Origin of the sequence: Planococcus sp. 1R117A, from assembly GCF_051417975.1 — a bacterium.
Taxonomy (GTDB): domain Bacteria; phylum Bacillota; class Bacilli; order Bacillales_A; family Planococcaceae; genus Planococcus; species Planococcus shenhongbingii.
On the sequence record NZ_JBPRLO010000005.1, the window covers coordinates 121,406 to 147,569 of the forward strand.

Here is a 26,164-nt window from a genome sequence, read left to right on the forward strand (position 1 = left end):
AGAATAGATGATATGATGATTAAATGAAAAAGAACAGCTTTTATTTTTGAAGGGCTGGATCTTGGCACAAGAGATTTCTTCAGTTATACAGAACAGGTGATTAAATGGTATTAGCAAAAACAGGTACATACAGCACATCCTTACGAATGACAAAGACCGCTACGGAAAAGATGAGAGGGTTCGGCATCAACGAACGCTCATTTTTTATGGAGAAACAGGCTTTTAATGTGTTTATCGAAAGGTATCCTTCAAATCCGGATGCCTCTCTTTCGGTTGCCCTGATTTTCGACAAAGCGGAGAATAAGCGTTTGACCGAGAAGGAACTGGAAGGATTGATCGTCTTTCACTGTGTCGTCAAGAACCATCAATTGCTGGTGACGAATGTGACGCTTCGGAAAGCGTATGGAGCGCTCGGAACGAACTGGCAGCGTGAAGAATCCATCCGTTTTGACAACTCCCGGGACCCAGCGCCAGTCGTACTCCTCAATTTGTTCAATCGCATGACACCGGCAAAGGAAAGTTCGGATTATGTGAAAAAGCGGATTTCCAGCTGGGAAGGCTATTTGAAGATTCAGGAACGCGGCATGGATATACCGGATATCAAGACTTCTTATTCGAAACTGGCTTTTAGCCGCGATTTCAGCCGCATCACGTTGACCGGCTGCCAAATGAAAGACAATGAGTGGAAAACCTTGAAGAATTTAAGTGTTCGGCTTGCCGGGATTGATGGCGATGTCGGAACGGTGATCAAAGCAGCGAACCGGACGGTCGAAATAGAACTTCAAAATTACGCCGTCAAACAGCTTCGCGAGAAAGAACATTCATTAAATAAAAGAGAAGTGGTCTTCAGCAATTTTGCGGCCCTCAGCCAAATCAGAAGGCTGCGCCAAGGTTTTACGAATTTAGAAAAGGGTTTGGCAGTGAATCCGAATCTTGACCGCCTGTTGTTTGAAGAAAAACTGCCGGTGCAGCCGCTCCAAAAAATAGAACGGCTGGCATTCCATAATCGGCTGAATGAATTCCAGCAGCAAGCTGTATCAGGTGCGGTGGCGGCGGAAGATTTGTATGTCATCCAAGGTCCGCCTGGCACAGGGAAAACCACGGTAATTGCAGAGATCTGCCTTCAAAATGCCAAAAAGGGATTGAAGACGCTTGTCGCTTCACAGTCGAATTTAGCGGTTGATAATGCACTCGGCCGTTTGCTGGCGCATAAAGATATCCGAATTTTGCGTGTCGGCCGGACCGAAAGCATCGAAGAAGAAGGCAAAAAATTTATCGAAGAAAACGTCGGCCAGTATTGGAAAGACAATACACTGAAAGAAATATCGGCACAATACGAGACGCGCCAAAAACGGGAAACCCAGCTGGAAAAAGAACTCGCGGCAACGGAACAAGCTTATGAAGAGTTGCAGCCGGTTTACGAAAACTTAGCGGCAGCCGTCAAGGAGAAGAAAACAGCGCAGGAAAAACATCATGCCATTGAAACGGCATTGGAAGAAGAACAAGACAAACTAAAAGCATTCGAGCTTTTGAAACAAAAAGCCATGGATGAACAGCGTGAAATGACACAAAAGCTGCAGGCGCTTGAAAAGTTGATTCACCAAGATCAATTCATGATTGAAAGCAAGAGCATCCAGTGGTTCCAGGAAGAGCAAAAGCGGATATCGGATAATATCCAGCAACTCGAGCGTGCATTGCTGTCCAGAAAGCTTGAAGAAGAATTGACCAGTAAAAAGCGGGATCTTGCTGCAATTGCTGATAAACGCAAACAAGTAACGGCGGTTATTGAACAGAAGAACGCTTTAGCAGATGCAACCGGACGCGTGAAAAAAGTGGACAGCTTGATACAGGTGATGGCTGAGCAAAAAATTGAAGAAACACCGGCCATCACTTATTCTTTCAATAAATTAGAGATGATCCGTGAAAAGATGAATGAGTTTGAAAAACTGCGGAAATACAACGAACTGATTGCCGCAGCGATTTCCTATGTGGAACAATTATTAATGCCTTTTAACCCTTCTATTGATGAAATGAAGCAGCACGCCTTAGCAAAACCGGAAGCCTACCGTTCTTCTGAAATCGATTCCTTTTTGGAAAAGCTGCGGGAAGTACTGAAGAGTCCGCAGCGAAACGAGCCGGCGGTTTTGGCAAAAGCGCTCACAGGGTTGTACAAGCGCCAACAGAATCTATGGAGAAGAGGCGCGAAGCTGAAGTCTGCGGAAGCGTATATCGAAGAAACCAAGCGGACTTTTCAGGAATTGAAAAAGGCGGTGTGCGGAGAGCTGTTAAAGCAGCAACAGCATTATCTCGAGTTGGACCGGAAATGGCAGACAGAACTGGAACGGAAGCAGCAGGACTTAGCTCCGCTTGAACAGCAATACAAAGAACTGGCTGTTGATGCCGATATTCCTGAAGATATCGAAGCAGCCATCCGTGAATATAAAGCTGAACTCGTTGAACTCCAAAAAGAAAAAGCCTTGTATGAACAGGCAGAAAAGCGGTTGGAAGAACTTCAAGGCGATTGTGCACAAGAAACAACTGCTTTAGAGATCCAGGAAGCAAGAATGGCTGAAATAAACGCTGAACTGGAACAAGTACAAGAAAGCATATCGCTCAAAGAAAAAGAAGTGGATGCTTTAAAAAATATCCTTTCTTCCAACCCCGAGGCCGAATACGAAGAAACGGCGAAGAAAATCGCCAGTCTTTCATTTGATCAGGAATCCCTCAAACAGGAAAAGAAGAATCTGCCTTTGATGCAGTCCATCCAGAAAAAATGGCTGGATTTATTGGAAGGCGCGAATGACCATGATTTAGATGAAATCCGCAAATTGTATATCAAGCATGCCAATGTCATTGGGACGACTTGTGTGGCTTCTGCACGCAAGGATTTCGTCGACAACTATCCGGTATTTGATGTCGTGATCATCGATGAAGTGTCGAAAGCAACACCGCCGGAACTGTTGCTGCCAATGCTGAAAGGCAAGAAAATCATTTTGGTCGGTGACCACCATCAATTGCCGCCGCTTCTTGGAAATGACACTTTGGAAGAAACGCTCGAGGAAATGATCAAAGAAAACAGCGGCTTTGAAGAAAAGCGGGAGCTTGAGAAGCTGCTGGAAGAGTCGTTGTTTGAGCGTTTGTATAAAAACTTGCCGGAAGCCAATAAGACGATGCTTGCGATTCAGTACCGGATGCATGCGGATATCATGGAAACGATCTCGCCGTTTTATGAAGGGGAGCACAAGCAATTGCAATGCGGACTTATGGATTCCGACCAGGAACGCGATCATTTACTCGAATCGAATTCAGTGAAACGCAGGAACCACTTGATGTGGCTGGATCTGCCGAATGAACCGGCGTATTTTGAAGAACGGATGAGCGGCGGGAAAAGTTTATACAATCCAGCAGAACTTGGGGAAATCAGTGCGCTGTTAGTGGAAATGAATGGTGCAGTGGCGGAAGCGAAGCGGGCTGGAAGAATGGCGGCAAACGAGCTGAAAAGCGTCGGTGTCATCTCTTTCTACGGCGAACAAGTCAAACGGCTGCAGCGGATGATTGACCAAGAGCTGCGCTTGCCGCATTTGACGATCCGGACCGGAACCGTCGACCGGTTCCAAGGAAGCGAAATGGAAATCATTCTGCTCAGTATGGTGCGCAACAACCAAAACAACCACGGCGATATCGGATTCGCAAAAGATTACCGCCGCTTGAACGTCGCGTTGTCACGAGCCAAGCAATTATTGGTATTGGTCGGCAGTTCGGAAATGTTCACGAAACGTGCGAAAAAAGATGAAACTAAGAAAATGTACCAGCATGTATTGGAAACCGTTAAACAGAAAAATGGCTTGAAGCTATTGCAGGGAAGCAAGGGGTGAGCGTGTGGATCAACTTAAAAATGAGCTTCGGTCGCGTCTGCTGGCCATCTCCGATGTGTCCATCATAAAAGAACAGGTGTGGAAGCTGCCGATTGTGTCCTATGACGTAAGTTTTAACCGGGTCAAGCGATTGAAAATGGACATCTTGATGAAAATGCTGCTCTTTGCTTTTCAGGAATCGGATATCCGCAGAGCCGCTGCTTTAGCGGATATGCTGCTGGTGGAAGAGCTGTTTATCCGCGACTTGATCGACAAGATGCAGCGCGGGCAATTGATTCAGCTTGAAAAAAAGGGCTTTAAATTGACGGCTAAAGGATATAGCTACCTGGAAAAAGGCATTTTTGATGAAGAAATGGAAGGGGATCAAACATTGATCTCCTATAGTGCCATCCATGACGATTACCTGTTAACGGCAGAAGCTGCTCATCCGGAAGCTGAAGAGAAGCTTCCGCTTTATCGCTATGACGCAGTAAAAGGAAGCTTGAAAAAAGACCGAATGCAGCAGCTTCTTGCCAAGGAAATGGTGTATGCAGAGGAAGGAAGTTTTCAAATCATCGTGACGGACATTACAGCTTGCATTGAGCACAAAACGCACTGGATTCCGTGCATTGAATTTCAATTATACGATCAACAGCAGGACCTTTTTTATGCCCGCGTCTGGAATACATTGCAAGGCAGCTGGGATGAGAAGCTGGCGAAGCAAATTGAAGAGCGCGAAGTGGTGAAATGGCGTAAAGCGATGGAGGAACGGGAATCGGCTTTGGGTTGAATATCTATGAATGACAAAAGAGCTTCCGGGGGTGCAAGCTACTCCCGGAAGCTCTTTTTTATGATTAGAAAGGTGCGTTATCCGATAGATAGTGGATGAATTCACGGACCGCAGGTGAAGGTTTTTTCTTCTTTTTGGATATGAGGCCCAGTTTCCAAGGAAATGTTGGATTGACGATGGGAATTGCTTTGATTAATTCAGGATCGAATTTTTTCTCGATAGGTTTCGGGCAAATTGAAATCCCTAAGTTTTCGCCAATCATTTCACTGATGAAGCCCCATTCGGAAATTTCATAAGCGATTTTTGGCTGAAAACCGGCTCGCTGGCATTCTTGGACAATCAGGCTATGAAAGAGCGCTTGTTTAAACAGGATGAAGGTTTCATGTTTCAGCTCTTTCATTTCCACTTTTTCCTTCTGTGCGAAGGGATGGGAATGATGAACAAAAAGCGCCAGTTGTTCATCGACCAAAGGAACTGAATCGAACTCCTTGTCATCCACTGGCAAAATTACTACCCCCAAGTCCGATTTTCCGTCTCTAACATCCTGTTGGACTTTTTTCGAGTCATCTTCCGTAATTTTTAGTTTGATATCGGGATATAGATTATTAAACCCTTTGATGATTTTCGGGAAAAACAAAAACCCGATTACTGGCGGGATGCCAATTTTTATTTTTCCTTTTTTTAAGTTCATTAAATCGTATAGGTTAACAGATAAATCATTCAGCGATTCCATAATCACTTCGCCTTCCGCCAAGACGATTTCCCCTGCCTCTGTTAAATCAATTTTCTTTGTCGAACGGTCAATCAGTTCAACATTCAATTCATCTTCCAAGTCTTTGACTACTTTACTGATTGTAGACTGTGACAGATGAAGGGACTTCGACGCTTCCGTGAAACTTTTATATTTAGCTACTTCTATAAAGTAAGTAAGATGGCGTATGTCCATATCTCTAAACTCCTAACCATGATTAATATAGATGATTATCATTCTAAACATTCATTTTACTCATGAACAGTTGAATTGTATACTATATGGGTCGTTAACAATTTTAACTTAGAAGAGAAGAAACGGATGGTGAATGAATAAGATTTTTCAGATAATTTCTGTTTTATTTTCACAAGGCATAAAAACTAGATAAGGCATTGACGTAAAGCTGTTGCCATACTTGTGAATTATATATCTTGAATTCGAGATACTTTAGCCTTGGAAAAAGAGAACAAGCATTGTATGCGCATACTGAGCAAGTTTTCTTGGAAGAGTAAAACTACTAAAAAGTAATGAGGTAAAAATAAAATGGATATATTGGGTTTACTGGGAATTGCGTTAGGAATCCTGACGATCATTCTCTTTATTGTGAAAAAGTTCAGCATCATCGTGGCAGCTCCCATCGCTACGATTGTCGTCCTGCTGTTCAGTGGAGTCCCGATACTGGAGACGGTATTTGGCAAAGAAAACTCCTATATGACGGCACTTGCCGGATTTATTGCGGCCAACTTTGCCATCTTCTTATTGGGTTCGATCTTGGCGAAATATATGGACAAGAGTGGGGCGACGGTTTCGATCGCCGATAAAGTCTTGTCGGTGGTCGGAACGAAGAACCCGTACAATGCTTTAGTGGCATTGTTCATCATTTCCGCCATCCTCACATACGGCGGCATTAACGTTTTCGTCATCATCTTTGCTTTGATTCCGATGGCGAAGCCGATTTTCCAACAGTTGAACATTTCCTGGAAATTGGTGATTATTCCGATTTTCGGGGGGACATCAACATTCACCATGACGATGCTGCCGGGGGCACCGTCCCTGCATAATATTGTACCATCAACGGGCTTGGGTACTTCGCTGACAGCAGCACCGTTAATCGGGATTGTGACCTCGATTGTTGCGATTGTTTTCATCCTGCTATTCATGAAATGGTCGCTCAATAAGAGTTTGAAGAAGAACGAAACCTTCGAAGTGAAAGACGGCGTATTGAAAGATGAAGCGGTCGTTGACCGTGAACTGCCTTCATTCCTTGTCAGCTTGCTGCCGATTGTCACTTTGCTGGCCATCATCCTGATTTTCAGTTCAGTGAACAATATCATCATTGTGGCTTTGATTGTAGCGATTTTACTGAGTGCGGTTTTATTCCGTAAACAAATCACTCAACAAAGAGAAGCATTAAACGAAGGGGCTGCCGACTCATTGGCATCCACCATCACGACAGGCAGTACCATTGCATTTGGTAGCATTACCACCAGTGTTCCAGCGTTTAAAGGCGTCTTCCGAATGATCCAATCGATCCCTGGACCTCCGATCCTGTCACTGATGATCGGTACAGGTCTGATCAGCGGGATCACCGCTTCCGCAGTTGGAGCCATCGGAATCGCAGTCCAGAACTTTGCCCCGATTTATCTGGAAATGGGGATGAATCCTGAAACGATCCACCGTACAATTGCCATCTCGGCGGGGGCATTAGCTATCGTCCCTTACTCTGGTTTCTTAATCATCTTTAACAGCTTGACAGGATTGCCGATGAAAGACACCTTCAAAAATGCCTTTATCAGTATTAACGTAACCCACTGGATCGCGCTGATTGTCATCATCATCATGACGTTGGTAGGTTTAGCTTAATCACGAAACAAGAAGAACATTAAAAGAACGATGAAATCAGAACGAATCCGCACCACCAAAAATTCAACACCCTATTAGGAGGAATTCGACATGAGTAAAAAAATTGGATTTGTAGGATTAGGAACAATGGGCTTCCCAATGGCAGTCAACTTATTGAAAGCTGGATTTGAAGTTATCGGATACGACGCATTCCCAGCGGTTTATCCAAAAGCGGAAGCAGCAGGAATCACGATGGTTAAGACTTTGAAAGAAGTAGCGGAACAATCCGACGAAGCAATCATCTCTATGGTTCGCGACTACGCGCAAAACGTTGACATCATCTTCGGTGAAGGCGGTCTGTTGTCCGCTCAGCCAAAAGGCAAAACCATCATCGTGATGAGTACACTAGATCCGGAAACGATGAACCAATTGAGCAAAAAAGTTGAAGAAGAAAGTGATTTGAACTTGATTGACGCAGCAGTGAGCGGCGGGGCATCTGGTGCTCAAGCAGGTACGTTGTCGATCATGACTTCCGGTTCAGAAGAAATCGTGAAATCGTTCCAGCCTTACTTTGATGCAGTTGGCTCGAACACATTCTACTATGGCACAGAAGTCGGCAACAGCCAGGCAGCGAAATTGATCAATAACCTGATCCTCGGCATCAACATGAATGCTGTAGCGGAAGGCTTGAAACTAGGGGCACATTACAACTTGCCTGAAGAAGAAGTATTGAACTTGTTGAAAGTGAGCACAGGTGACAGCTGGGTAGTCCGCAACTGGAGCGATGTTTCTGAATGGACATCTGAAACTGCGTTGGCTGTTCTATTGAAAGACTTAATCGCGTCTTACAACCAAGGCATCAAACACAATGTTTCTATGCCATTCAACGCCTTGTCATCGATTCAATTGTTCAACTCGATGGAAAAAGAGAAGCCAGAAGCAAAGTAATTGAACAAATAGGTTGGTTAGACAATTTTTAATAGGAAAGGGTTCTGTATTACATAGAATCCTTTCCTTTTCATTTGGACATAAGTTTAATGAAAACGAGCTTCTACGGGCTGTATTTTCCCAGTAGAAGCTCGTTTTCATCAAGTTTAAACTTTCAACGCACCGCGGAAACCCCGGGCAGCGTAATAGGAGTCTGCGCCGTTGTGATACAAAAAGACTTGCCCGTAGCGGAGATCGCAGAAAAGAGCGCCACCGCGTTCCCGGATCTGCTCGGGGGTTTGTACCCAACTGGAAGTCTTCAGATCGAAATTCCCCAATTTTTGCAGCGCCCGGTACTGTTCTTCCGACAATAGCTCAATGCCCATGTCTGCTGCCATGCCGATTGCGCTGTTTTCAGGTTTGTTTTTCTTTCTCGCCTCCAGCGCTTCCGGGTCATAACAAACACTTCTGCGGCCTTTCGGGCTTTCCTCTGAACAATCATAGAAAATGTATTCATCTTCCGCTTTATCGTAATCTACGGCATCCGGTTCCCCGCCCGTCCGTTCCATCTCATAGAGCGACCACAGCTTGGCGGGATTCGCCTCCAGCTTGGCTTGAATCTTATCCCATTCCAGCCATTCATGGCGAGTGATGTTGTTCTCGAAACGGTCTTTCAATGTGCTGAGCAGTTCTTCGCGTTGTTCTGGTGTCAATTCGTTTTTGCTGCTGTTATTTGTCTTGGTCATGTGTTTTCCTCCTTAGGTTTATTTATATAGGTAATAACTCAAGTATATCTAAAAATGTTGCTTCTATGGAAAAAAAGGAATGTCCGATGCCGCGGTAGAATATTATAAGCTGATGGCTGCAGAAGAAATGACTGAGATTCGATTTTTTAATAAACCTTTTTGAAAAAAGAAAGGGGAATAGATATGAAAATCTTGATTCTTGGAGGCACTCGTTTTTTGGGCCGTTTTCTGACTGAAACAGCGCTTCAGAAAGGGCATGAAGTGACGTTGTTTAATCGCGGGAAAACAAATCCGGAGTTGTTTCCGGAGACAGAGAAGCTGATTGGAGACCGGGACAGGGATTTAAAGGAGCTGGAAGGGCGTTCGTGGGATGCAGTGATTGATACATGCGGTTATGTTCCGTGGACTGTCCGGGAATCAGCCGAGCTGCTCAATGATGCAGCCGGGCATTATACTTTCATCTCAACTGCCTCAGTTTATGCAGAATTGGAAGAACCGGGAATTGATGAAAATCATGTGGTCGGGCAGCTGGCACCAGAAAAAGTAGAAGAGCTGAAGAAAATGGAAGCCAGTAAAGTGGTCAGCGAACATTACGGAGAATTGAAGTTTTTATGCGAGCAGGAAGTGGAACGGGCATTTCCAGAACGCAGTTTGATCATCCGGCCGGGGCTTATTGTCGGGCCTTATGATTTTACGGACCGCTTCAATTACTGGGTAAATCGCATTGCAAAAGGCGGGGAAGTGCTGGCGCCGGGACGAAGACACAAAGAAGTGCAATTCATCGATGTCCGGGACTTGGCCGAGTGGATCGTCAAACTGGTGGAAGCGCAGACTACCGGAACCTTTAATGCGACAGGGCCTGAAAAAAAGTTGACGATGAAGAAGTTTTTGGAAGTCTGCAAGGCGGTTGCCGAAAGCGATGCGGAATTGTGCTGGGTTGATGAAAACTTTTTATTGGGACATGGAATAGAAGGTTGGTCAGACATGCCGCTATGGATACCGGACCGGGAAAAGATGGCCGGTTTCCTCACAGTGGACATTCGAAAAGCGCTGAAAGCCGGACTGACGTTCCGGCCGGTCAGCGAAACGGTTCGCGACACGCTCGCCTGGGAAGCTGCGCGAACAGTAACAAAGCGCAATGCAGGATTGGATCCAGAGAAAGAAAAAGCGGTGCTGGAAGATTGGAAACAACGGGCTCTTTAAAATAGAAAGTTCATTGGCTTCCGGTTGTAAGTACATTTGGATCAAGTATTTGATGCAGCAGCTGCTGCAGGATAATTTGTCTCCTGCTTCAGCAGCTGCTTGTTTTTGTTAGGAGAAGAATATGCCATGGAACAATTTCATTTAAATAGTTTGGAAGAACTTCCCTATTTGTGGTAAACTAATAAGATAGGGGATTTTTAATCAAACATCAATCGCTTTTTAATAAAATAACAGCTTTGTCATAAGGATAGGCAGAGCTGCTTATGCGAATTAATAATATTATTTCATTAGACGCTGAGAATGTTTAGGAATAGCCAATGATTGAGCCAGAACGGGTTATTGGTTTCACAGCGAAATATGCGAAAGCCAACGGGGAAAATAACCGGTCGCAGTGGAAATGAAATGAAAAAACCAAGTTTGGGAACCTTAGGCGAGGCGAATCGTTCCTAAAAATAGAAGGTTTTATTTCTTTTGAAACAATAGCTGTGAGAGCGGAAAACTTTAAACTGTCATTTTTATTAGTATTTTAGTAAAATGGAGTTTGTCATTCTTTGTAAGAAGTTCTCGCTTGAGGTTATCTGACTTCAAGCTTTTTTAGTTCAATGTCCGAATAGTTCCCGTGAAGTTTAATAATGAGAAGGTGCAATATGGAGAAAAACAAAACTGCGAATACTAAAACTTATAACAAGTATGTACCTCTTTTTCTATTAGCTGTTGTCATGCTATGGATGAAGACCTATGTATCCCAAAAAACACAATTTAAATTAGATGTCGACGGATTCCTCCAGGAGTTCCTGCTGTTCATCAACCCACTCGGATCCGCGCTGTTGCTTTTAAGCTTGTCGCTCTTTTTTAAAGGTACGCGAAAGTACATATCACTCCTAGTAATCTATATCCTCATGTCTGTCTTTTTGTATGCGAACGTGGTGTACTACCGATTTTTCAGTGATTTCATCACGTTGCCGACAATGTTTCAAACACAGAATTTCGGCGATTTAGGAGGCAGTATCGCTACACTGATACAGCCGACCGATTTACTTTTCTTTGTGGATGTTGTTTTACTGGCATATTTAGTATTTTCGAAAAGAGTCAAGAAAGAGTCCCGCAACTTCAAAACCAAAACTGTCCTTCCGGTCATCACCATCGCATTGGCCGTTTCGTTCTTCAATCTTGGCTTGGCGGAAGCAGACCGGCCGGAATTATTGACCCGCGGTTTTGACAGAAGTTACATTGTGAAGTATTTAGGCATGTATAATTACGCTCTTTATGACACAGTTGAAACGCTTAAATCCTCTTCTCAACGAGTATTGGCTGACAGCGACGAAGTTACAGAAGTGTTGAACTACACAAAATCCAATCATGCAGCTCCAAATGAAGCATATTTCGGTGCAGCTGAAGGGATGAATGTCGTTTACCTGCATCTGGAATCGATGCAGACATTCTTGATGGACTATAAATTGAACGGGGAAGAAGTGACTCCGTTTTTAAATTCAATGATTAAAGATCAAAATACGCTGTATTTCGATAATTTCTTCCATCAAACCGCTCAAGGTAAAACAGCGGATGCGGAATTCCTGCTGGAAAACTCGCTATTCGGTTTGTCCAAAGGATCGGCTTTTATCACGAAAAGCGACAATACGTATCAGTCAGCTCCTGCCATTTTGAAAGATAAAGGATATACATCTGCTGTCTTCCACGGCAACAACGGTACCTTCTGGAATCGCTCTGAAATCTATAAATCCTTTGGCTATGACCATTTCTTTGATATTGAGTCTTATACCGGCTTGACTGAAGCAGATATGGCAGAATACGGCGTAATGGATAAGCCGTTCTTTGAGCAGTCGGCAGATATGCTGGCCACATTGCCGGAGCCTTTTTATTCGAAATTCATCACGGTGTCGCACCATTTCCCTTATAAAATCGACCAGGAGTTGACGACAATCGGAAAAGGCACGACGGGTGATGCAAGTGTCGATAATTACTTCCAGACAGCGCGCTACGCGGATGAAGCGATTCAGCAGTTTTTTGCGGATCTGGAACAATCCGGTTTAGCGGATAACACGATGATTGTGATGTACGGCGACCATTACGGAATTTCCGACAATCACAATAAAGCGATGGAACAAGTGCTTTCAAAAGAAATCACTCCAGTTGAAAACACCAAGCTGCAGCGGGTTCCGCTGTTCATCCACGTGCCAGGCATGGAAGGCGGCATCAACCATACGTATGGCGGCCAAATCGACCTTCTGCCGACTGTGATGCATTTGCTTGGAGTTGAAACACAGAATTACATCCAGTTCGGTACAGATCTATTGTCCGATGAACATGAAGAACTGGTGACTTTCAGAAATGGTGATTATGCCAGTCCGGAGATCTATTCAATTGGTGACACCTTCTATGACCCTGAAACCGGGTTGCCAATCGATGAGAATCAACTGGAACAAGCGCAAAAACTCCAGCAGTACGGGAATTACGAATTGCAGCTGTCAGACCGGGTAGTCAACGGCGACTTGCTGAGATTCTATACACCTGATGGATTCAAGCCCATTGATCCAGCCGACTATAATTACTTGAACAAACCTGCTGTAGGGCCGGTTGAAGAACCGGCAGTTGAACCAGTTGAACCAGTTGAACCAGTTGAACCAGTCGAACCAATAGAATAACTGATGAAATAGAAGAGGTATCTGAGAAGCCGGCTTTTGCTGGCTTTAGAGATAGCCTCTTTTTCTTTTCCTGCGAATTTCTCCAATCACTGCAATTTTCACCCGGTTCTCCAACGCCTTCTTTTGCTTGTTAACCACAGTATCTCAAAGCATTGATAATCTATTGCAAAGAAGATGTAAAGAATTGTGAAGTTTGAATCTGATCCTTGGTCCGTTAACGGGCACAACTGAAAATGGAACACTTGTTTCCAGTTTATCGGAAGTTTTGGTTGAAGTGAAATGCCGATGATTATTGTTATACAATTTTAAGAAAAAATAATATTAAGAAAACGTTGACTTTGACGTGTTAATGCGCTAAATTTATCAATAAGGTTTCGCAATTGAATAAGCAACTAATCTCTTATCAAGAGTAGCGGAGGGACTGGCCCTATGAAGCTCGGCAACCATCCATGTTAATCACATGGAAAGGTGCTACATCCAGCAGAACTGAAAAGTTCTGAAAGATAAGAGAGGATGAATTTACGATAAATTTGTGCCTCTCTTTCTTTATGGAAAGAGAGGCTTTTTCGTATTTCGAGCTTAAAAAACTATTGGGGGATATTAAAATGAGAAAACTAGGTGTTTTTACAGCTTTAACTATTGCAGCAGGTTTATTGGCAGGGTGCAGCGGCAATACCGAGTCCACTGAATTGAGCGAAGAAAAATTAGTGGTGGGCGTTACTTCTGGTCCCCATGAGCAAATCATGGAAGTCGTATCGGAAGTCGCTAAAGAAGACGGACTGGAAATTGAGCTGAAAGTCTTTACCGATTATGTGCTGCCGAACACGGCGCTTTCTGAAGGTGATTTGGACGTCAATAGCTACCAGCATAAACCGTTCCTGGAAGCGTTCAATGAAGATCATGGAACAACTCTGGTGCCTGGCGCGACAACGATTCTAAATCCAATGGGCGTTTATTCGAACGAATATGACTCCATTGAAAAATTGCCGAAAGGCTCAACATTCGGTTTGCCGAACGATCCAACGAACGGCGCCCGTGCCTTGTTCATCCTGGAAGAAGCGGGAGTCATCACGCTGAAAGAAGGAACGGAAGAAACGGCATCGGTTTTTGATGTAGAAGAAAACCCGCTGGAACTTGAGTTTATCGAGCTGGAAGCAGCGCAGATTCCGAAGCAGTTAAGCGAACTGGACGCAGCAGCCATCAACACAAACTGGGCGATTGAAGCAGGATTAAATACACTTGAAGATTCGATTTTATTGGAATCAAGCGATTCTCCGTACGTCAACCATATTGTGGTAAGAGAAGAAAATAAAGACGACGCTGTACTTGAAAAGCTGAACGCGGCTTATCAGTCTGATAAAGTCAAAGCCTTTATCGAAGAAGAATTCGATGGGTCTGTATTGCCAATCTGGTAAAATTCGGAGAGCCGCGTGGCATTTATGCCACGGGCCTTTCCTATTTAGAAGGAAGTGTAACGAGCATGATTCAACTAGAGAATGTTTCAAAAGAATTTAAATCGAAAAAAGGAGTTATCCGGGCAGTGAGCGATGTATCGCTGCATGTGAAAAAAGGGGAAATCCATGGCGTCATCGGTTATAGCGGAGCCGGGAAAAGCACGTTGATCCGCTGCGTGAATTTACTGGAAGCTCCAACCGCTGGAAAAGTGCGGCTGAATGACCGGGAGTTTACGGAGCTGTCGAAAAGTGAACTGTTGGAAGAACGCAAAAATATCGGCATGATCTTCCAAGGGTTCAATTTGCTTCGGACGGCTACAGTCGAAGAGAATATCTCCATTCCTTTAAAGCTGATCGGAGTGGAAGCTGCGGAAATTCCAAAGCGAGTGGAAAAGTATCTGGAGATCGTCGGCTTAACAGAAAAGAAAAACGCTTACCCGGCACAATTATCAGGCGGACAAAAACAGCGTGTCGCCATTGCCCGTGCCCTTGCACAAGAGCCGGATGTCTTGCTCAGCGATGAAGCGACGAGCGCACTCGATCCTGAAACCACCGAATCGATTCTGGATTTGCTGCTGAAGATTAATGCGGAATTCGGCATCACTATCTTGCTGATCACCCATGAAATGCATGTCATTCAGAAAATATGCGACCATGTCTATGTGATGGACGGCGGTGAAATTGTGGAAGACGGTCCGGTAATCGATTTGTTTTCAAAACCGCAGCATAAAACGACACGGAGTTTCCTGAATACGATTTCGCAGCGGAAATTGTCGAAGGAGTTTGTCGCTAACCTGAAGAAAAGCGGTTCAGTGCTGCGTCTGACGTTCCGCGGAGAAGCTACAGGAGATCCGGTTCTTGCCGCTATGGCAAAAGAATTTGATGTAAAGCCGAATATTTTAACGGCGAACATCATGGAATTGAAAAATGGGGTCATTGGAAACCTGGATGTGCATATTGCAGGAGCAAAAGAAGAAGTTGGCCGCTCGTTGGAGTTTTTAAAATTCAAGGGTGTAGTGATTGAGGAATGGGATGATCAATATGGAAAGATTTAATACATTCGTTGAACAATGGCTGCCGGTGATTGGGACCGCAGTTCTTGAAACCGCTCAAATGGTGTTGATTTCACTGGCGATTTCCGCTGTACTGGGAATACCTTTAGGGATTTTGCTGGTATTGACGCGGCGCGGGCAAGCTTGGGAAAACAAATGGGTATATCAAATCCTGAATCTGCTTGTCAACATAATCCGTTCAATTCCGTTCATTATTCTGCTGTTTTTCATCTTGCCATTTACGAAGCTGCTTGTCGGCACAACGATTGGCGTCCAAGGCGTTATCGTGCCTTTAGTCATTTATACCGCGCCGTATATAGCCCGGTTAATGGAGTCTTCTTTATTGGAAGTGGACAGCGGCGTCCGTGAAGCTTATGAAGCGATGGGCATCAAAACAAGACATATTATCTGGAATGTTTTATTGCGCGAAGCGCGCCCGTCGATTGTCCTCGGGTTGACGATTGCTACAGTCGGGCTGATCGGCGCTACAGCGATGGCCGGGCTTGTCGGAGCAGGCGGATTGGGTGACTTGGCTTACCGTTATGGCCATTTGCGCTATGAGGTCGATGTTATGTATGCTACCGTTTTTATCTTAATCATTCTGGTTCAAGGCGTTCAAAGTCTTGGGAATTATTTTTCGGCCCGTCTAAAAAAAGATTAAACAGAGGAGATTATTTCAATGCAAAACGAATTGTATCTGGAGAAAGACGGAGCGATCGCGACACTTGTGATCAACCGCGCGGACCAGCGCAATGCATTTTCACTCGACATGTTCAAACAATTGCCGTCATTGCTGACTGAAGCGGCTGAAGATTCTTCTATTAAAGTGCTGATTCTTAGAGGCGTCGATAACAGGGCTTTTTCAGCAGGAGCGGATATCAAGGAATTCATGGACAATCGTTTGTCTCAGCAAAAAGCAAAAAACTATAACGACCATGCCCTGGCAGCAATCGAGCAGCTTTACCGTTTTCCGAAGCCGACCATTGCACTGATCCGGAAACTGGCGATCGGCGGCGGATTGGAATTGGCAATGTCCTGCGATTTCCGCATTGCGTCAACTGACAGCAAATTCGGCATCACAGCGGCGCGCCTCGGCATCATCTATAATCTGCGGAGCACGAAACGCTTGTTGAACGTTATCGGCCCGGTTAAAACAAAAGAGCTCCTGTATACCGGGAAACTGATCAAAGCGGAAGAAGCGAAAGAACTTGGAATCGTGCAGCAGCTGCACGAAGGAGATGCGGCCAACGAGGCGGCATGGAGTTTTGCCCAGGAACTGGCTGCTGTGTCTTCAACAGCGATGCATGGCAATAAAAAAGTGATCCAAGCCATCATTGACGGAGCACAATCCGAAGATGAACAAATGGCTTCGCTGATTTTGGATTCTTTCGAATCCGATGATTATAAAGAAGGCATTCAAGCTTTCCTGGAGAAAAGACAACCGAATTTCACTTGATAAAGGAGCGATTCTGATGAGCAGCAGATTAGAAGGAGATGCGTTTTTAAAAAACATCGCCTCTCAAAATGATTCTCCGCTGACGCATGAAGAGTGGGAACAAAGCGCAGAACAGAAAATGAAAGCACATGAGTTCGGGCATATCCGTTCAGGTGCTGGAGCAGAAGAAACGCTGCGCCGGAACCGTTCCGCGTTTTCGAAATGGGCCATCTTGCCCCGCATGCTGAATGATGTTTCTTCTATTGATACTTCGATCACTTTATTTGGGCATAAGTACGCCCATCCTTTTTTGCTGGCGCCGATCGGCATGCAGAGACTTGCCCATGAAGACGGAGATCTCGCTTCTGTCCGCGCAGCCGCAAAATGGAATGTGCCTTTTATCGCCAGCACCGTCTCCAGCTATTCACTGGAAGACATCGCAGAAGCGGCAGGAACTAACCCAAGATGGTTCCAGCTGTATTGGTCAAATAACGAAGCCGTTTCATACAGTATGCTGAAACGCGCTGAACAAGCTGGATATGAAGCCATTGTGGTGACCGTGGATACGGTCATGCTTGGCTGGCGGGAAGAAGATCTGCGAAACAACTTTTCCCCGCTGCGTGAAGGCATAGGGAAAGCGAATTACCTCAATGACCGTGTTTTTATGGAATCATTGGCTGATACGAGTGATGCAGGCATTATCCAAGGCATTTTGGAGAATATCCATCATCCATCATTCGATTGGAAAAAAATCGAAGACATCAAACAAGCGACTACATTGCCCGTCTTGCTGAAAGGTATCCTCCATCCGGATGATGCCATATTGGCTGTAGAAGCAGGGATTGATGGCATCATCGTCTCTAATCACGGAGGCCGTCAATTGGACGGTGTAGCGGCATCACTTGATGCCTTGCCGCTGATTGCCGAAGCGGTTAATGGAAGAATCCCGCTCTTGTTGGACAGCGGCATCCGGAGAGGCACGGATCTCGTCAAGGCTTTGGCGCTTGGTGCAGATGCCGTGCTGCTCGGCCGGCCTTATATTTATGGGCTGGCTGTTGCTGGGCAGGCTGGCGTCGAACAAGTACTGGAAAACTTTATAGAAGAAACGAAAGTGTCACTGGCATTAGCCGGCATTCCCGATATATCAAAATTCGCTTCTATTAAATTGATCAGAGAGTAAGGAGAGGTTAACGGTGAAACAAGCTTTGCAGGGTCTGCGCGTGGTGGATTTGACGCAAGTATTGGCGGGGCCTTATTGCACAATGGTTCTCGGCGATATGGGTGCTGACGTCATTAAAGTTGAAAAAGCGGCTGGCGGGGACGACACCCGTAAAATGGGCCCTTATATAAACGAAGAAAGCTATATGTATATGATGGTCAACCGCAACAAACGCGGCATGTGCCTGGATCTGAAAGCGCCGGAAGGACTGGCTGTTTTCAAGGAATTGATCCGGACGGCTGATGTGGTGATTGAAAATTACCGGCCAGGTGTGGCGGATAAGCTGGGAATCGGATACGAGGCATTGAAAGCCGTTAATCCTGCGCTTATTTATTGCTCGATTTCCGGATATGGACAGACCGGTCCCTACAGCCAAAAAGGCGGCTATGACATTATGGCCCAAGGACTCGGCGGCTTTATCGACATGACCGGCGAAAAGCAAGGCAAGCCGGTAAAAGTGGGAATCGCCATCAATGATATCGCAGCTGCCCAAACGGCAATCCAATCAATCATGGCAGCTTATATCCATCAGCTGAAAACAGGGGAAGGGCAATACATCGATGTATCGCTGGTCGATTCCGGATTGGCTTGGACAGTATGGGAAGCGGCGGCTTATTTTGGAAAAGGCGAAGTTGCTTCCCGCAACGGCACGGCTCACCGGGTTTCTGCCCCTTACCAAGGATACGAAACCAAAGACGGTTCGATTCTGGTAGGTGCCGGCAATCAAAAATTATGGGAGAAATTCTGTTTGGAAGTCGTTGGGAAACCTGAATGGCTGGAAGACCCAAGATATGAAACAAACAGCAAGCGGAATGATCATTCGGAAGAGCTGGAACAAGAAATCGAAACCGTGTTTGCTGAACATTCATCTGAACACTGGCTTCAATTATTGGACAAAAGCGGCATTCCGTGCGGCCCGATCTATTCCTACGATCAAACATTGGCGGACCCGCATATCAATTTCCGCCAAATGATCCAGCAGTTTGAACATCCTGTTGCTGGCCCTGTGAAAACTCTGGGATTCCCAGCGAAATTCTCTGAAACGCCAGGCCAAATCAACAAACCGGCGCCGACTCTTGGCCAGCACAATGAAGAAATTTTGCAGGAACTTGGATTTTTAGAAGCAGACATCGAAGAATTAAAAGGGAATAAAGTTTTCCTGTAATTTCTGTTATATAGAAAGTGAAGAGCCTCTCCGGCATCTGTCGGAGAGGCTTTTTGAAATTAAAGAAACCCACTTTCATGCCACACCCCATCCGCTGTTATATGGAGAGGCAGTGTTTTATTTTTGTTAAGTTGAATTAAAGGATTATCCTTTTGTATCTCGTTTTGCCTCGCTTTGGAATCCCCCGAGATTTAACCATCCCTTCTGAAATCCGAAAAGAAGTCAACTCTTTTTTTACTATATTTCAATAATAAAGAACATCTTTATATTCTCCATAATTCCTCAACAATCTTTATCAAGAGTTATCAAAGGCTCCATACTGGCTCAATGTTTGTTTACTATGATTATCACTGTAATCAAATCAAAACAAACAAAAACAAACGGAGGTTCTAAAAATGGTCTTTAAACAGATTTTAAAACGAAGCATGCTGGGAATCATGGCTGTCAGTTTGCTGGCGGCATGTTCTGATAATAGTAAAGATGTGAGTGCTCAAGTAGATGGCAATTCTTTGTCGAAGGATGAAGTAGTGGAAAAAGCGAAAGCGGAAGGCGAAGTGAATTCAGTAGGCATGCCCGACACATGGGCTAACTGGGAAGAGACTTGGAATGAAATAGAAACCGAGTTTAACATAGACCACACTGATACAGATATGTCGAGTGCGGAAGAGCTGGCAAAATTCGAAGCGGAAAAAGACAATGCCTCTGCGGATATCGGTGATGTTGGAATTGCTTTCGGACCAATTGCGGAAGAAAAAGGATTGACTCAAGCTTATAAAACAAGTTATTGGGATGATATTCCGGAATGGGCGAAAGATGATGAAGGCCATTGGGTAGTCGGATATACAGGTACTATGGCTTTTCTGACAGATACAAGCAATGTTAAAAATCCGCCGAAATCATGGGAAGACATTAAAAATGGCGATTATGTTGTAAGCATTGGCGATGCCTTAACGGCGAACCAGGCGCAATTTGCCATTTTAGGAGCGGCGATGGCTTTTGGCGGCGATGAAAATAACCTGCAGCCGGGCATCGACTTTTTCGCTGAACTGGCAGAACAGGGACGCTTGCAGGGAGATCCGACGGTGGCAAACCTTGAAAAGGGGGAAATCGATGTAGCCATCATGTGGGATTTCAATGCATTGGGCTACAGCAATCAAATTGACGAATCCCGATTCGATGTTGTCATTCCTGAAGAAGGGTCGGTTACTTCCGGGTATGCCACTGTAATCAATAAATATGCTCAAAATCCACATGCGGCGATGTTAGCAAGAGAGTATATCCTGTCTGATGAAGGGCAAGAAAACTTGGCGAAAGGCTATGCCCGTCCAATCCGTGAAAATGTAGAACTTTCACCGGAAGTGAAAGCGATGCTGCTGCCGGATGAAATGTATGAAAAAGCAAAACCGGTCGAAGACCAGGCTGCTTGGGAAGAAGCAACAAAAAAAATCCCACAAATGTGGCAGGAGCAGGTATTGATCCATGGCAACTAATCGAGTCGTTCTAATCGTCGTAGATGCCCTCCGGTTTGATACAGCTTGCAGCCATATGGGCTATATGCAGCATTTAGTGGAAAGCGGCGTGGCTGCGCGTTATCAAGTGCGTTCAGAAGTTCCCGCCCTGTCCCGCCCATTATACGAGACCATTCTGACAGGTACACCACCTATTGTCCATGGCATCAACAGCAACCGGACGGTGCGGCTATCGACTCAGCAGAGCTTGTTCCATTTGGCAAAAAGCAGCGGAAAAAAGACCGCCGCCGCCGCTTATCATTGGGTGAGTGAGTTGTATAATTCAGCGCCGTTCAATGTCATGGAAGATCGGATTCAACTGGATACAGGACTGCCGATTGAAAACGGCTTATTTTATTTCGAAGACCATTACCCGGATAGCCACCTCTTTGCGGAAGCTTCGTGGTTACTGGAGCAAAAAAAACCCGATTTTCTCTATATCCATCCAATGAATGTGGATGATGATGGCCACAAGTTTACAGCGGATTCAAAAGAATACCGGAATCGCGTGCTTTCAGTCGACGCCTTGCTTTCAGTCTTTCTTCCATTATGCATGGAACGGGGATACGACGTTATCGTCACTGCTGACCACGGAATGACGGCAGACGGCAACCACGGCGGAAACACAGCTGAAGATCGTCACGTCCCGCTGTTTGTGCTATCTGACAAAGTGGCAGCCGCGGTATCGGATGAGCTTGTCTCCCAGTTGGAGATTGCCCCGCTGGTCTGCCGGTTGCTGGAAATTGAACCGTCAGAAGCCATGGTTTCTTTAACGCTCGAAGGGTGCCGTTGATTTCGGAAATCAGGGTTTGCTTGGAAAACTAAGATAAGCTACAAATTGATATGCAGCAGAAAGGCTTTTGCCTTTCTGTATTCTTTAATGGAAGCAGTGATATTTTGACACCGAAAAGAAAGTCTTTGCTCTTGCTCATTCCGTTCATCATTCTCATGCTCATGTTCTTTGCCTTGCCTTTGGTTAATATGTTCATTTCAAGTTTTACTAACAGCGACGGCTTCACCATGAATCAGTATAAAACGACTTTGACAAGCAGTTATATTTTACAAGGGTTTAAAAACAGCATTACGCTGTCAGCCGTTTCTGCTTTGGTCGCGCTTGTCGTGACGCTGTTTGCGGTTTACGCAATGATGCGCTTCTCGGATCCGGTAAGAGAACGGATCTTGGTCATGATCAATTTAACTTCGAATTTTTCAGGTATTCCCTTGGCGTTTGCATTTATTGTCCTGCTTGGGAATAGCGGCCTGTTTACTTTAATGTTTGAAAAATGGGGGATTGATGCATTTTCTTCTTTTTCTTTGTATAGCTGGAGCGGTTTGTTGCTCATCTATATCTATTTCCAATTGCCGCTTTCACTCATGCTCTTATATCCGATTTACTACGGAATCCAGCAGCAGTGGAAAGATGCCGCTGCCTTGCTCGGAGCCAATACGATTCAGTTCTGGATGAAAATCGGAATTCCGGTCATGCTTCCGGGAATCGTCGGGACATTCAGCATATTGTTTGCCAACGCGATGGGTGCGTATGCATCGGCTTATGCCCTCACCGGCAGCAGCTTCAATCTAGCAGCTATCCGAATCGGAACTTTGCTGTCCGGAGATATTTTTGCCCAACCGGAACTTGCCAGTGCCATAGCCGTGCTGCTCGGGGCAACGATGATTTCAGCGATGATCCTGAGTGAATGGAGCATTAAGAAAACGAGGAGGAGTCTATGATGAAGAAAAAGGGGATCCCTGATCTATTCTTGTTTTTTCTAGTTCTTTACTTGGTATTGCCCATTATTGCCACGGCGCTTTATGCTTTTGCAACGAAATGGAACAGTACAGTATTTCCGGAAGGGCTAACCTTCAAATGGCTGAAAGTGCTGTTCCAGGATGCCGACTTCATTCAAGCATTCGGACGTTCGGTTTTGTTGTCTGGAGGCGCAGTCCTTCTTGCCTTCCTATTCATTGTTCCGGCGATATTCGTCGTGGTGCTGTATTTTCCGAAATATGAAAAATGGATGCAAACCATTGTTGTCCTGGTCTATGCTTTCCCAGGCGTCATTTTAGCGGTTGGCTTGATCCGTACATACTCCCAATTTGGAGTGCCGATGATTTTGGCGGTGTTAGGCGCTTATGTCATCAGCATTTTTCCTTATATTTACCAAGGAACACGCAACAGCCTTAGAAATATTAACGCTAAACAATTATTGGATGCAGCGGAGCTATTAGGTGCTTCAAAGCTGCAGGCTTTTTCGAAAGTCTTGCTGCCAGCAGTATATCCAGGGTTATTCGTCGGTGCTTTATTGTCGTTCTCGATTTTATTCGGGGAGTTCGTGCTCATCAACCTGGTCGTCGGCTCAAGATTTGAAACCGTTCAAATCTATTTGATGGAAAAACTGAGCACCAGTGGCCATGTGGCAAGTGCAGTTGTCTTTGTATATCTTGTGTTGATGGGGATTTTGACTTTGGCGATCTCCATATTGACAAAACAATCGAAAGGTCTGGTGAAGTCATGAGTTATGTCCAAATAGAAAACCTTGAAAAAACCTACGGTGCCTCCACCGTTCTTTCTTCCATTGATATGTCGATTGAAAAAGGAGAATTCGTTACGCTTCTTGGGCCGAGTGGCTGCGGCAAAAGCACCATTCTGCGCATCATTGCCGGGTTAACGGAAGCCACATCGGGCAAAGTGAAAATCGAAAACAAAAACATGGAAAAAGTGCCGACCAAAAAACGTGAAATCGGCATGGTGTTCCAGTCCTATGCATTGTTCCCCAATATGACGGTTTACGAAAATGTAGCCTTTGGCTTGAAAATCAATAAAATGCCTGCAGGAGAAATAGAAACGAAAGTGCAGGAAATCTTGGAGATTGTCCATCTGTCTGATAAAGGCGCTGCTTATCCTCACGAATTATCCGGAGGCCAGCAGCAGCGGGTGGCATTGGCGCGGGCTTTGATCGTCAAACCGAAAGTGCTGCTGCTGGATGAGCCGCTCAGCGCGCTGGATGCCCAAATCCGAAAAAAATTGCAGGCGGATTTGCGTTCCATCCAAATGAAAATGGGAATTACGATGATTCTCGTAACGCATGACCAGGAAGAAGCAATGGCTGTATCGGATAAGATTTTTGTCATGAATAAAGGGGAAATTGCCCAATGGGGAACGCCCACTGAAATCTATACAAAGCCCAAAACAGAGTTTATTGCAAACTTCATCGGCCATTACAATGTCTTCGACAAAATGGAACTGGAAGGGCTGCTAGGAGAAACAGTAGCGAAAACAGGAGACAAACTGGCGATTCGTCCAGAAGCGATTTCGTTTGAAGGAAATGCTGCGGACTACCGTTTAAAAGCGGTCGCCCAAAAATCAGTGATGAGCGGAAACGTCATTCGCACCGTATTCCAGTCAGGAAAGCGGGAGTTTTCTGTAGAACAGCTGCATCACCGCGGGTATTCGATTGAAGTTGGAAAGGAATACGAATGTTATGTCGCGCCGGAAGATGTGATTGATTTAACATGACTTTTTCTAAACTCGAAAGATTCCATTATATACTCAATCAGTTGCAGGAAAAACAGAAAATATCTGTTGGGGACATTGCCGAACAATTGGAAGTCGCACCGGAAACTACCCGGAGAGATCTGGGAGAATTGGAAGAGCGAAAATTATTGACCCGTGTACACGGTGGAGCTGTCCATTTTGTTAATCTTCGGGTTGAACCGCAATTCAAACGGAAAATGGATATGCAAAAAGATGCAAAACGGCAAATTGCCAAAGTTGCTGCCAGCCGGATTATAGATGGCGATACCATCGGAGTGGACACTGGCAGTACGACGGTATACCTGGCAGATTATTTGGACGGCTTGCATAACCTGACCGTAGTCACCAATTCACTCGCTGCTGCTGAGCGTTTTAACCTCGCATTGGAAGAAGGGCGGATAACCGGAAAAGTGATTTTGCTGGGAGGCATTACAAACCCGGCACAAGCTTCAGTGGCTGGTTCCATAACTGTCGAATGGCTAAATAAAATGAATCTGGATAAAGCCTTTTTATCTTGCGGCGGCATAAAAGATGGAACCGTCTTTGACTTTGACATGGACGAATCGCTGGTTTCGTCAAAAATGCTGGAGCGGAGCGGCAGCCGGATCTTGATGGCCGATTCTTCTAAAATCGGGCAGCAATCGTTTTACAGCATTTGCGGCATGGATGAACTAAGCGAAGTCCTCTGTGATGGGCCGTGCCCGAAAGACTGGCCGGAATACGAGCAGCTATGGACGGTAGTTGAAGGAGGAATAGAATGATGAAGATGGATTATCACGTTCATTTGGAAGAAGGACCCTATACATTGAACTGGCTGGAACGCACTTCTAAGACCTTCGCGTCCTTCGAAACGCCAAGTGATTTGAAGAAAGGCTCGAAGGAATTTATGATCTGGCAAGTCAAGCAGTTACAAGATCGGATGGCATACGGTTGCTTTAGCAGTTTCTGGCTGGACTTGTATTTGGAAAAAGCGAAGCAGTTAGGTTTGAAGGAAGTCGGCATCGTTGACCATTTATATCGCTTTAAAGAAACACGGAGTTATTTTGAAAAAAACATGATTCTCGATCATACTCATCCCATCGGGAAAGTTCAATCAGACTGGCTGGACCAGGTCATGACGGAGAAAATGGATGATTTTGTTGACGCAATCGTAAGGGAAAAAGAAAAATGGAAACTGCAAGGAATTGAATTGAAGCTCGGCATCGAAGCGGATTATTTTAAAGGCTGCGAAGCGGAGCTGATGGAACTGTTAGGAGAATATCCTTGGGATTTCGTTATCGGATCTGTTCACTTTATAGACGGATGGGGATTCGATAACCCTCAAACCGCCTATGCTTTCCAGAAGTTTGATCTAAAGGATTTGTACAATCGATTTTATGCCACTGTGGAAAGCGCCATCCGGTCAGAGTTATTTGATTTTGTAGCGCATTTGGATAATTTGAAAGTTTTTAACTACCAGGTGGAAGATGCGGCGTTCAATCAAAAATGGCACGAAGCCATAGCGGATGCGCTTGTCGAGACAAAAACTGCCACCGAAGTGAATGCTGGGCTGTATTACCGGTATCCGGTGAAGGAAATGTGCCCGGGGCCATCCTTTTTAAAAACTTTAGTGGAGCGGGGAGTCGAATTCACTTTGTCATCCGATAGCCATTATCCGGACGATCTTGGAAATTATACAGCTGAAAATAGCGAGAAGTTAAAAGAATTGGGCATGAAAAGCTTAGTGAGCTTTGATCAGCGGATGAAAAAGTATCACTATTTATGATAAAACGATGGCCAAGAAATCATTTTTAAATACATAGCTAAGAGAAAAGGAGTTGTCCCAAAAGTAATTTGGGACAACTCCTTTTCGACGAAGCTAGCGAAGCGATGCAGGAGCAATAGTATTAACCTACGCTTTATTAGAAGCAAGGGGCTGTCCAATAAGTCTAATAATAGACTTGTTGGACAGCCCCTTTTTGTTTTGGCGGCAATACTTTCTAATAAAAGTGTTTTAATGAATTTCTGCGCTTCTTCAACC

Annotated in this window: 21 protein-coding genes and 1 riboswitch; of the genes, 19 read left to right on the forward strand and 2 right to left on the reverse strand. The window is 45.0% G+C overall.

The window, feature by feature from the left end:
- Nucleotides 1-104: 104 nt before the first annotated feature.
- Together ACSFXN_RS15295 and ACSFXN_RS15300 are read left to right on the forward strand one after the other, a co-directional pair.
- Nucleotides 105-3,875 (forward strand): AAA domain-containing protein, encoded by a 3,771-nt coding sequence (locus tag ACSFXN_RS15295; RefSeq protein WP_437150937.1) that lies wholly within the window; start codon nt 105-107, stop codon nt 3,873-3,875.
- A 4-nt stretch (nt 3,876-3,879) separates the two neighbouring features.
- Nucleotides 3,880-4,644 carry a hypothetical protein gene (locus ACSFXN_RS15300; protein ID WP_437150938.1) on the forward strand — a complete coding sequence of 255 codons (765 nt, stop codon included), beginning with the start codon at nt 3,880-3,882 and terminating at the stop codon, nt 4,642-4,644.
- 64 nt (nt 4,645-4,708) lie between these two features.
- Here the strand turns inward: ACSFXN_RS15300 and ACSFXN_RS15305 are convergent, their stop codons facing one another.
- On the reverse strand, nt 4,709-5,590 hold the full coding sequence (locus ACSFXN_RS15305; protein ID WP_437150939.1) for a LysR family transcriptional regulator: 882 nt from the start codon (nt 5,588-5,590) through the stop codon (nt 4,709-4,711).
- Between the two features lie 348 nt (nt 5,591-5,938).
- On the opposite strand from ACSFXN_RS15305, the gene ACSFXN_RS15310 reads away from it, so the two are divergent.
- Entirely contained in the window at nt 5,939-7,258 is a 1,320-nt protein-coding gene (locus ACSFXN_RS15310; protein WP_437150940.1) for a GntP family permease, read from the forward strand.
- A 90-nt stretch (nt 7,259-7,348) separates the two neighbouring features.
- On the forward strand, nt 7,349-8,185 hold the full coding sequence (locus ACSFXN_RS15315) for an NAD(P)-dependent oxidoreductase (RefSeq protein WP_437150941.1): 837 nt from the start codon (nt 7,349-7,351) through the stop codon (nt 8,183-8,185).
- Between the two features lie 146 nt (nt 8,186-8,331).
- Here the strand turns inward: ACSFXN_RS15315 and ACSFXN_RS15320 are convergent, their stop codons facing one another.
- Entirely contained in the window at nt 8,332-8,910 is a 579-nt protein-coding gene (locus ACSFXN_RS15320; protein ID WP_437150942.1) for a DUF4256 domain-containing protein, read from the reverse strand.
- 183 nt (nt 8,911-9,093) lie between these two features.
- Here ACSFXN_RS15320 and ACSFXN_RS15325 point away from each other — a divergent pair, with 183 nt between their 5' ends.
- The 15 genes from ACSFXN_RS15325 (at nt 9,094) to ACSFXN_RS15395 (ending at nt 25,909) form a co-directional block, all read left to right on the forward strand.
- Nucleotides 9,094-10,113 carry an SDR family oxidoreductase gene (locus ACSFXN_RS15325; RefSeq protein ID WP_437150943.1) on the forward strand — a complete coding sequence of 340 codons (1,020 nt, stop codon included), beginning with the start codon at nt 9,094-9,096 and terminating at the stop codon, nt 10,111-10,113.
- Between the two features lie 647 nt (nt 10,114-10,760).
- Nucleotides 10,761-12,776: an LTA synthase family protein gene (locus tag ACSFXN_RS15330; protein WP_437150944.1), complete on the forward strand. Its 2,016-nt coding sequence runs from the start codon at nt 10,761-10,763 to the stop codon at nt 12,774-12,776.
- 397 nt (nt 12,777-13,173) lie between these two features.
- A riboswitch (SAM riboswitch) is annotated at nt 13,174-13,286 on the forward strand.
- 95 nt (nt 13,287-13,381) lie between these two features.
- Entirely contained in the window at nt 13,382-14,191 is an 810-nt protein-coding gene (locus ACSFXN_RS15335) for a MetQ/NlpA family ABC transporter substrate-binding protein (protein ID WP_437150945.1), read from the forward strand.
- Nucleotides 14,192-14,256: 65 nt separating this feature from the next.
- Nucleotides 14,257-15,285 (forward strand): methionine ABC transporter ATP-binding protein, encoded by a 1,029-nt coding sequence (locus ACSFXN_RS15340; RefSeq protein WP_437150946.1) that lies wholly within the window; start codon nt 14,257-14,259, stop codon nt 15,283-15,285.
- Complete coding sequence (locus tag ACSFXN_RS15345; RefSeq protein ID WP_437150947.1) at nt 15,272-15,943, forward strand: methionine ABC transporter permease; 672 nt, start codon at nt 15,272-15,274, stop codon at nt 15,941-15,943. The genes ACSFXN_RS15340 and ACSFXN_RS15345 overlap by 14 nt, the downstream gene beginning before the upstream one ends.
- Before the next feature lie 18 nt (nt 15,944-15,961).
- Entirely contained in the window at nt 15,962-16,738 is a 777-nt protein-coding gene (locus ACSFXN_RS15350; RefSeq protein WP_437150948.1) for an enoyl-CoA hydratase/isomerase family protein, read from the forward strand.
- A 16-nt stretch (nt 16,739-16,754) separates the two neighbouring features.
- The gene (locus ACSFXN_RS15355) at nt 16,755-17,897 is read left to right on the forward strand and encodes an alpha-hydroxy acid oxidase (protein WP_437150949.1); all 1,143 of its coding nucleotides are present in this window, start codon (nt 16,755-16,757) and stop codon (nt 17,895-17,897) included.
- Between the two features lie 13 nt (nt 17,898-17,910).
- A complete protein-coding gene (locus ACSFXN_RS15360; RefSeq protein ID WP_437150950.1) occupies nt 17,911-19,101 on the forward strand; it encodes a CaiB/BaiF CoA transferase family protein in 1,191 nt (396 codons plus the stop codon).
- A gap of 395 nt (nt 19,102-19,496) precedes the next feature.
- Nucleotides 19,497-20,591, forward strand: a complete 1,095-nt coding sequence (locus ACSFXN_RS15365) for an ABC transporter substrate-binding protein (protein WP_437150951.1) — start codon at nt 19,497-19,499, stop codon at nt 20,589-20,591.
- Entirely contained in the window at nt 20,581-21,402 is an 822-nt protein-coding gene (locus ACSFXN_RS15370) for an alkaline phosphatase family protein (RefSeq protein WP_437150952.1), read from the forward strand. Before ACSFXN_RS15365 ends, ACSFXN_RS15370 begins: the two co-directional genes overlap by 11 nt.
- Nucleotides 21,403-21,563: 161 nt before the next feature.
- Nucleotides 21,564-22,340, forward strand: coding sequence for an ABC transporter permease (locus ACSFXN_RS15375; protein ID WP_437151159.1), 777 nt, complete (start codon nt 21,564-21,566; stop codon nt 22,338-22,340).
- Nucleotides 22,340-23,125, forward strand: coding sequence for an ABC transporter permease (locus ACSFXN_RS15380; protein WP_301856913.1), 786 nt, complete (start codon nt 22,340-22,342; stop codon nt 23,123-23,125). Before ACSFXN_RS15375 ends, ACSFXN_RS15380 begins: the two co-directional genes overlap by 1 nt.
- Entirely contained in the window at nt 23,122-24,126 is a 1,005-nt protein-coding gene (locus tag ACSFXN_RS15385; protein WP_437150953.1) for an ABC transporter ATP-binding protein, read from the forward strand. The genes ACSFXN_RS15380 and ACSFXN_RS15385 overlap by 4 nt, the downstream gene beginning before the upstream one ends.
- Nucleotides 24,123-24,905 (forward strand): DeoR/GlpR family DNA-binding transcription regulator, encoded by a 783-nt coding sequence (locus ACSFXN_RS15390; RefSeq protein ID WP_437150954.1) that lies wholly within the window; start codon nt 24,123-24,125, stop codon nt 24,903-24,905. The genes ACSFXN_RS15385 and ACSFXN_RS15390 overlap by 4 nt, the downstream gene beginning before the upstream one ends.
- Nucleotides 24,905-25,909: a histidinol phosphate phosphatase domain-containing protein gene (locus tag ACSFXN_RS15395; protein ID WP_437151161.1), complete on the forward strand. Its 1,005-nt coding sequence runs from the start codon at nt 24,905-24,907 to the stop codon at nt 25,907-25,909. Before ACSFXN_RS15390 ends, ACSFXN_RS15395 begins: the two co-directional genes overlap by 1 nt.
- Nucleotides 25,910-26,164 lie beyond the last annotated feature (255 nt).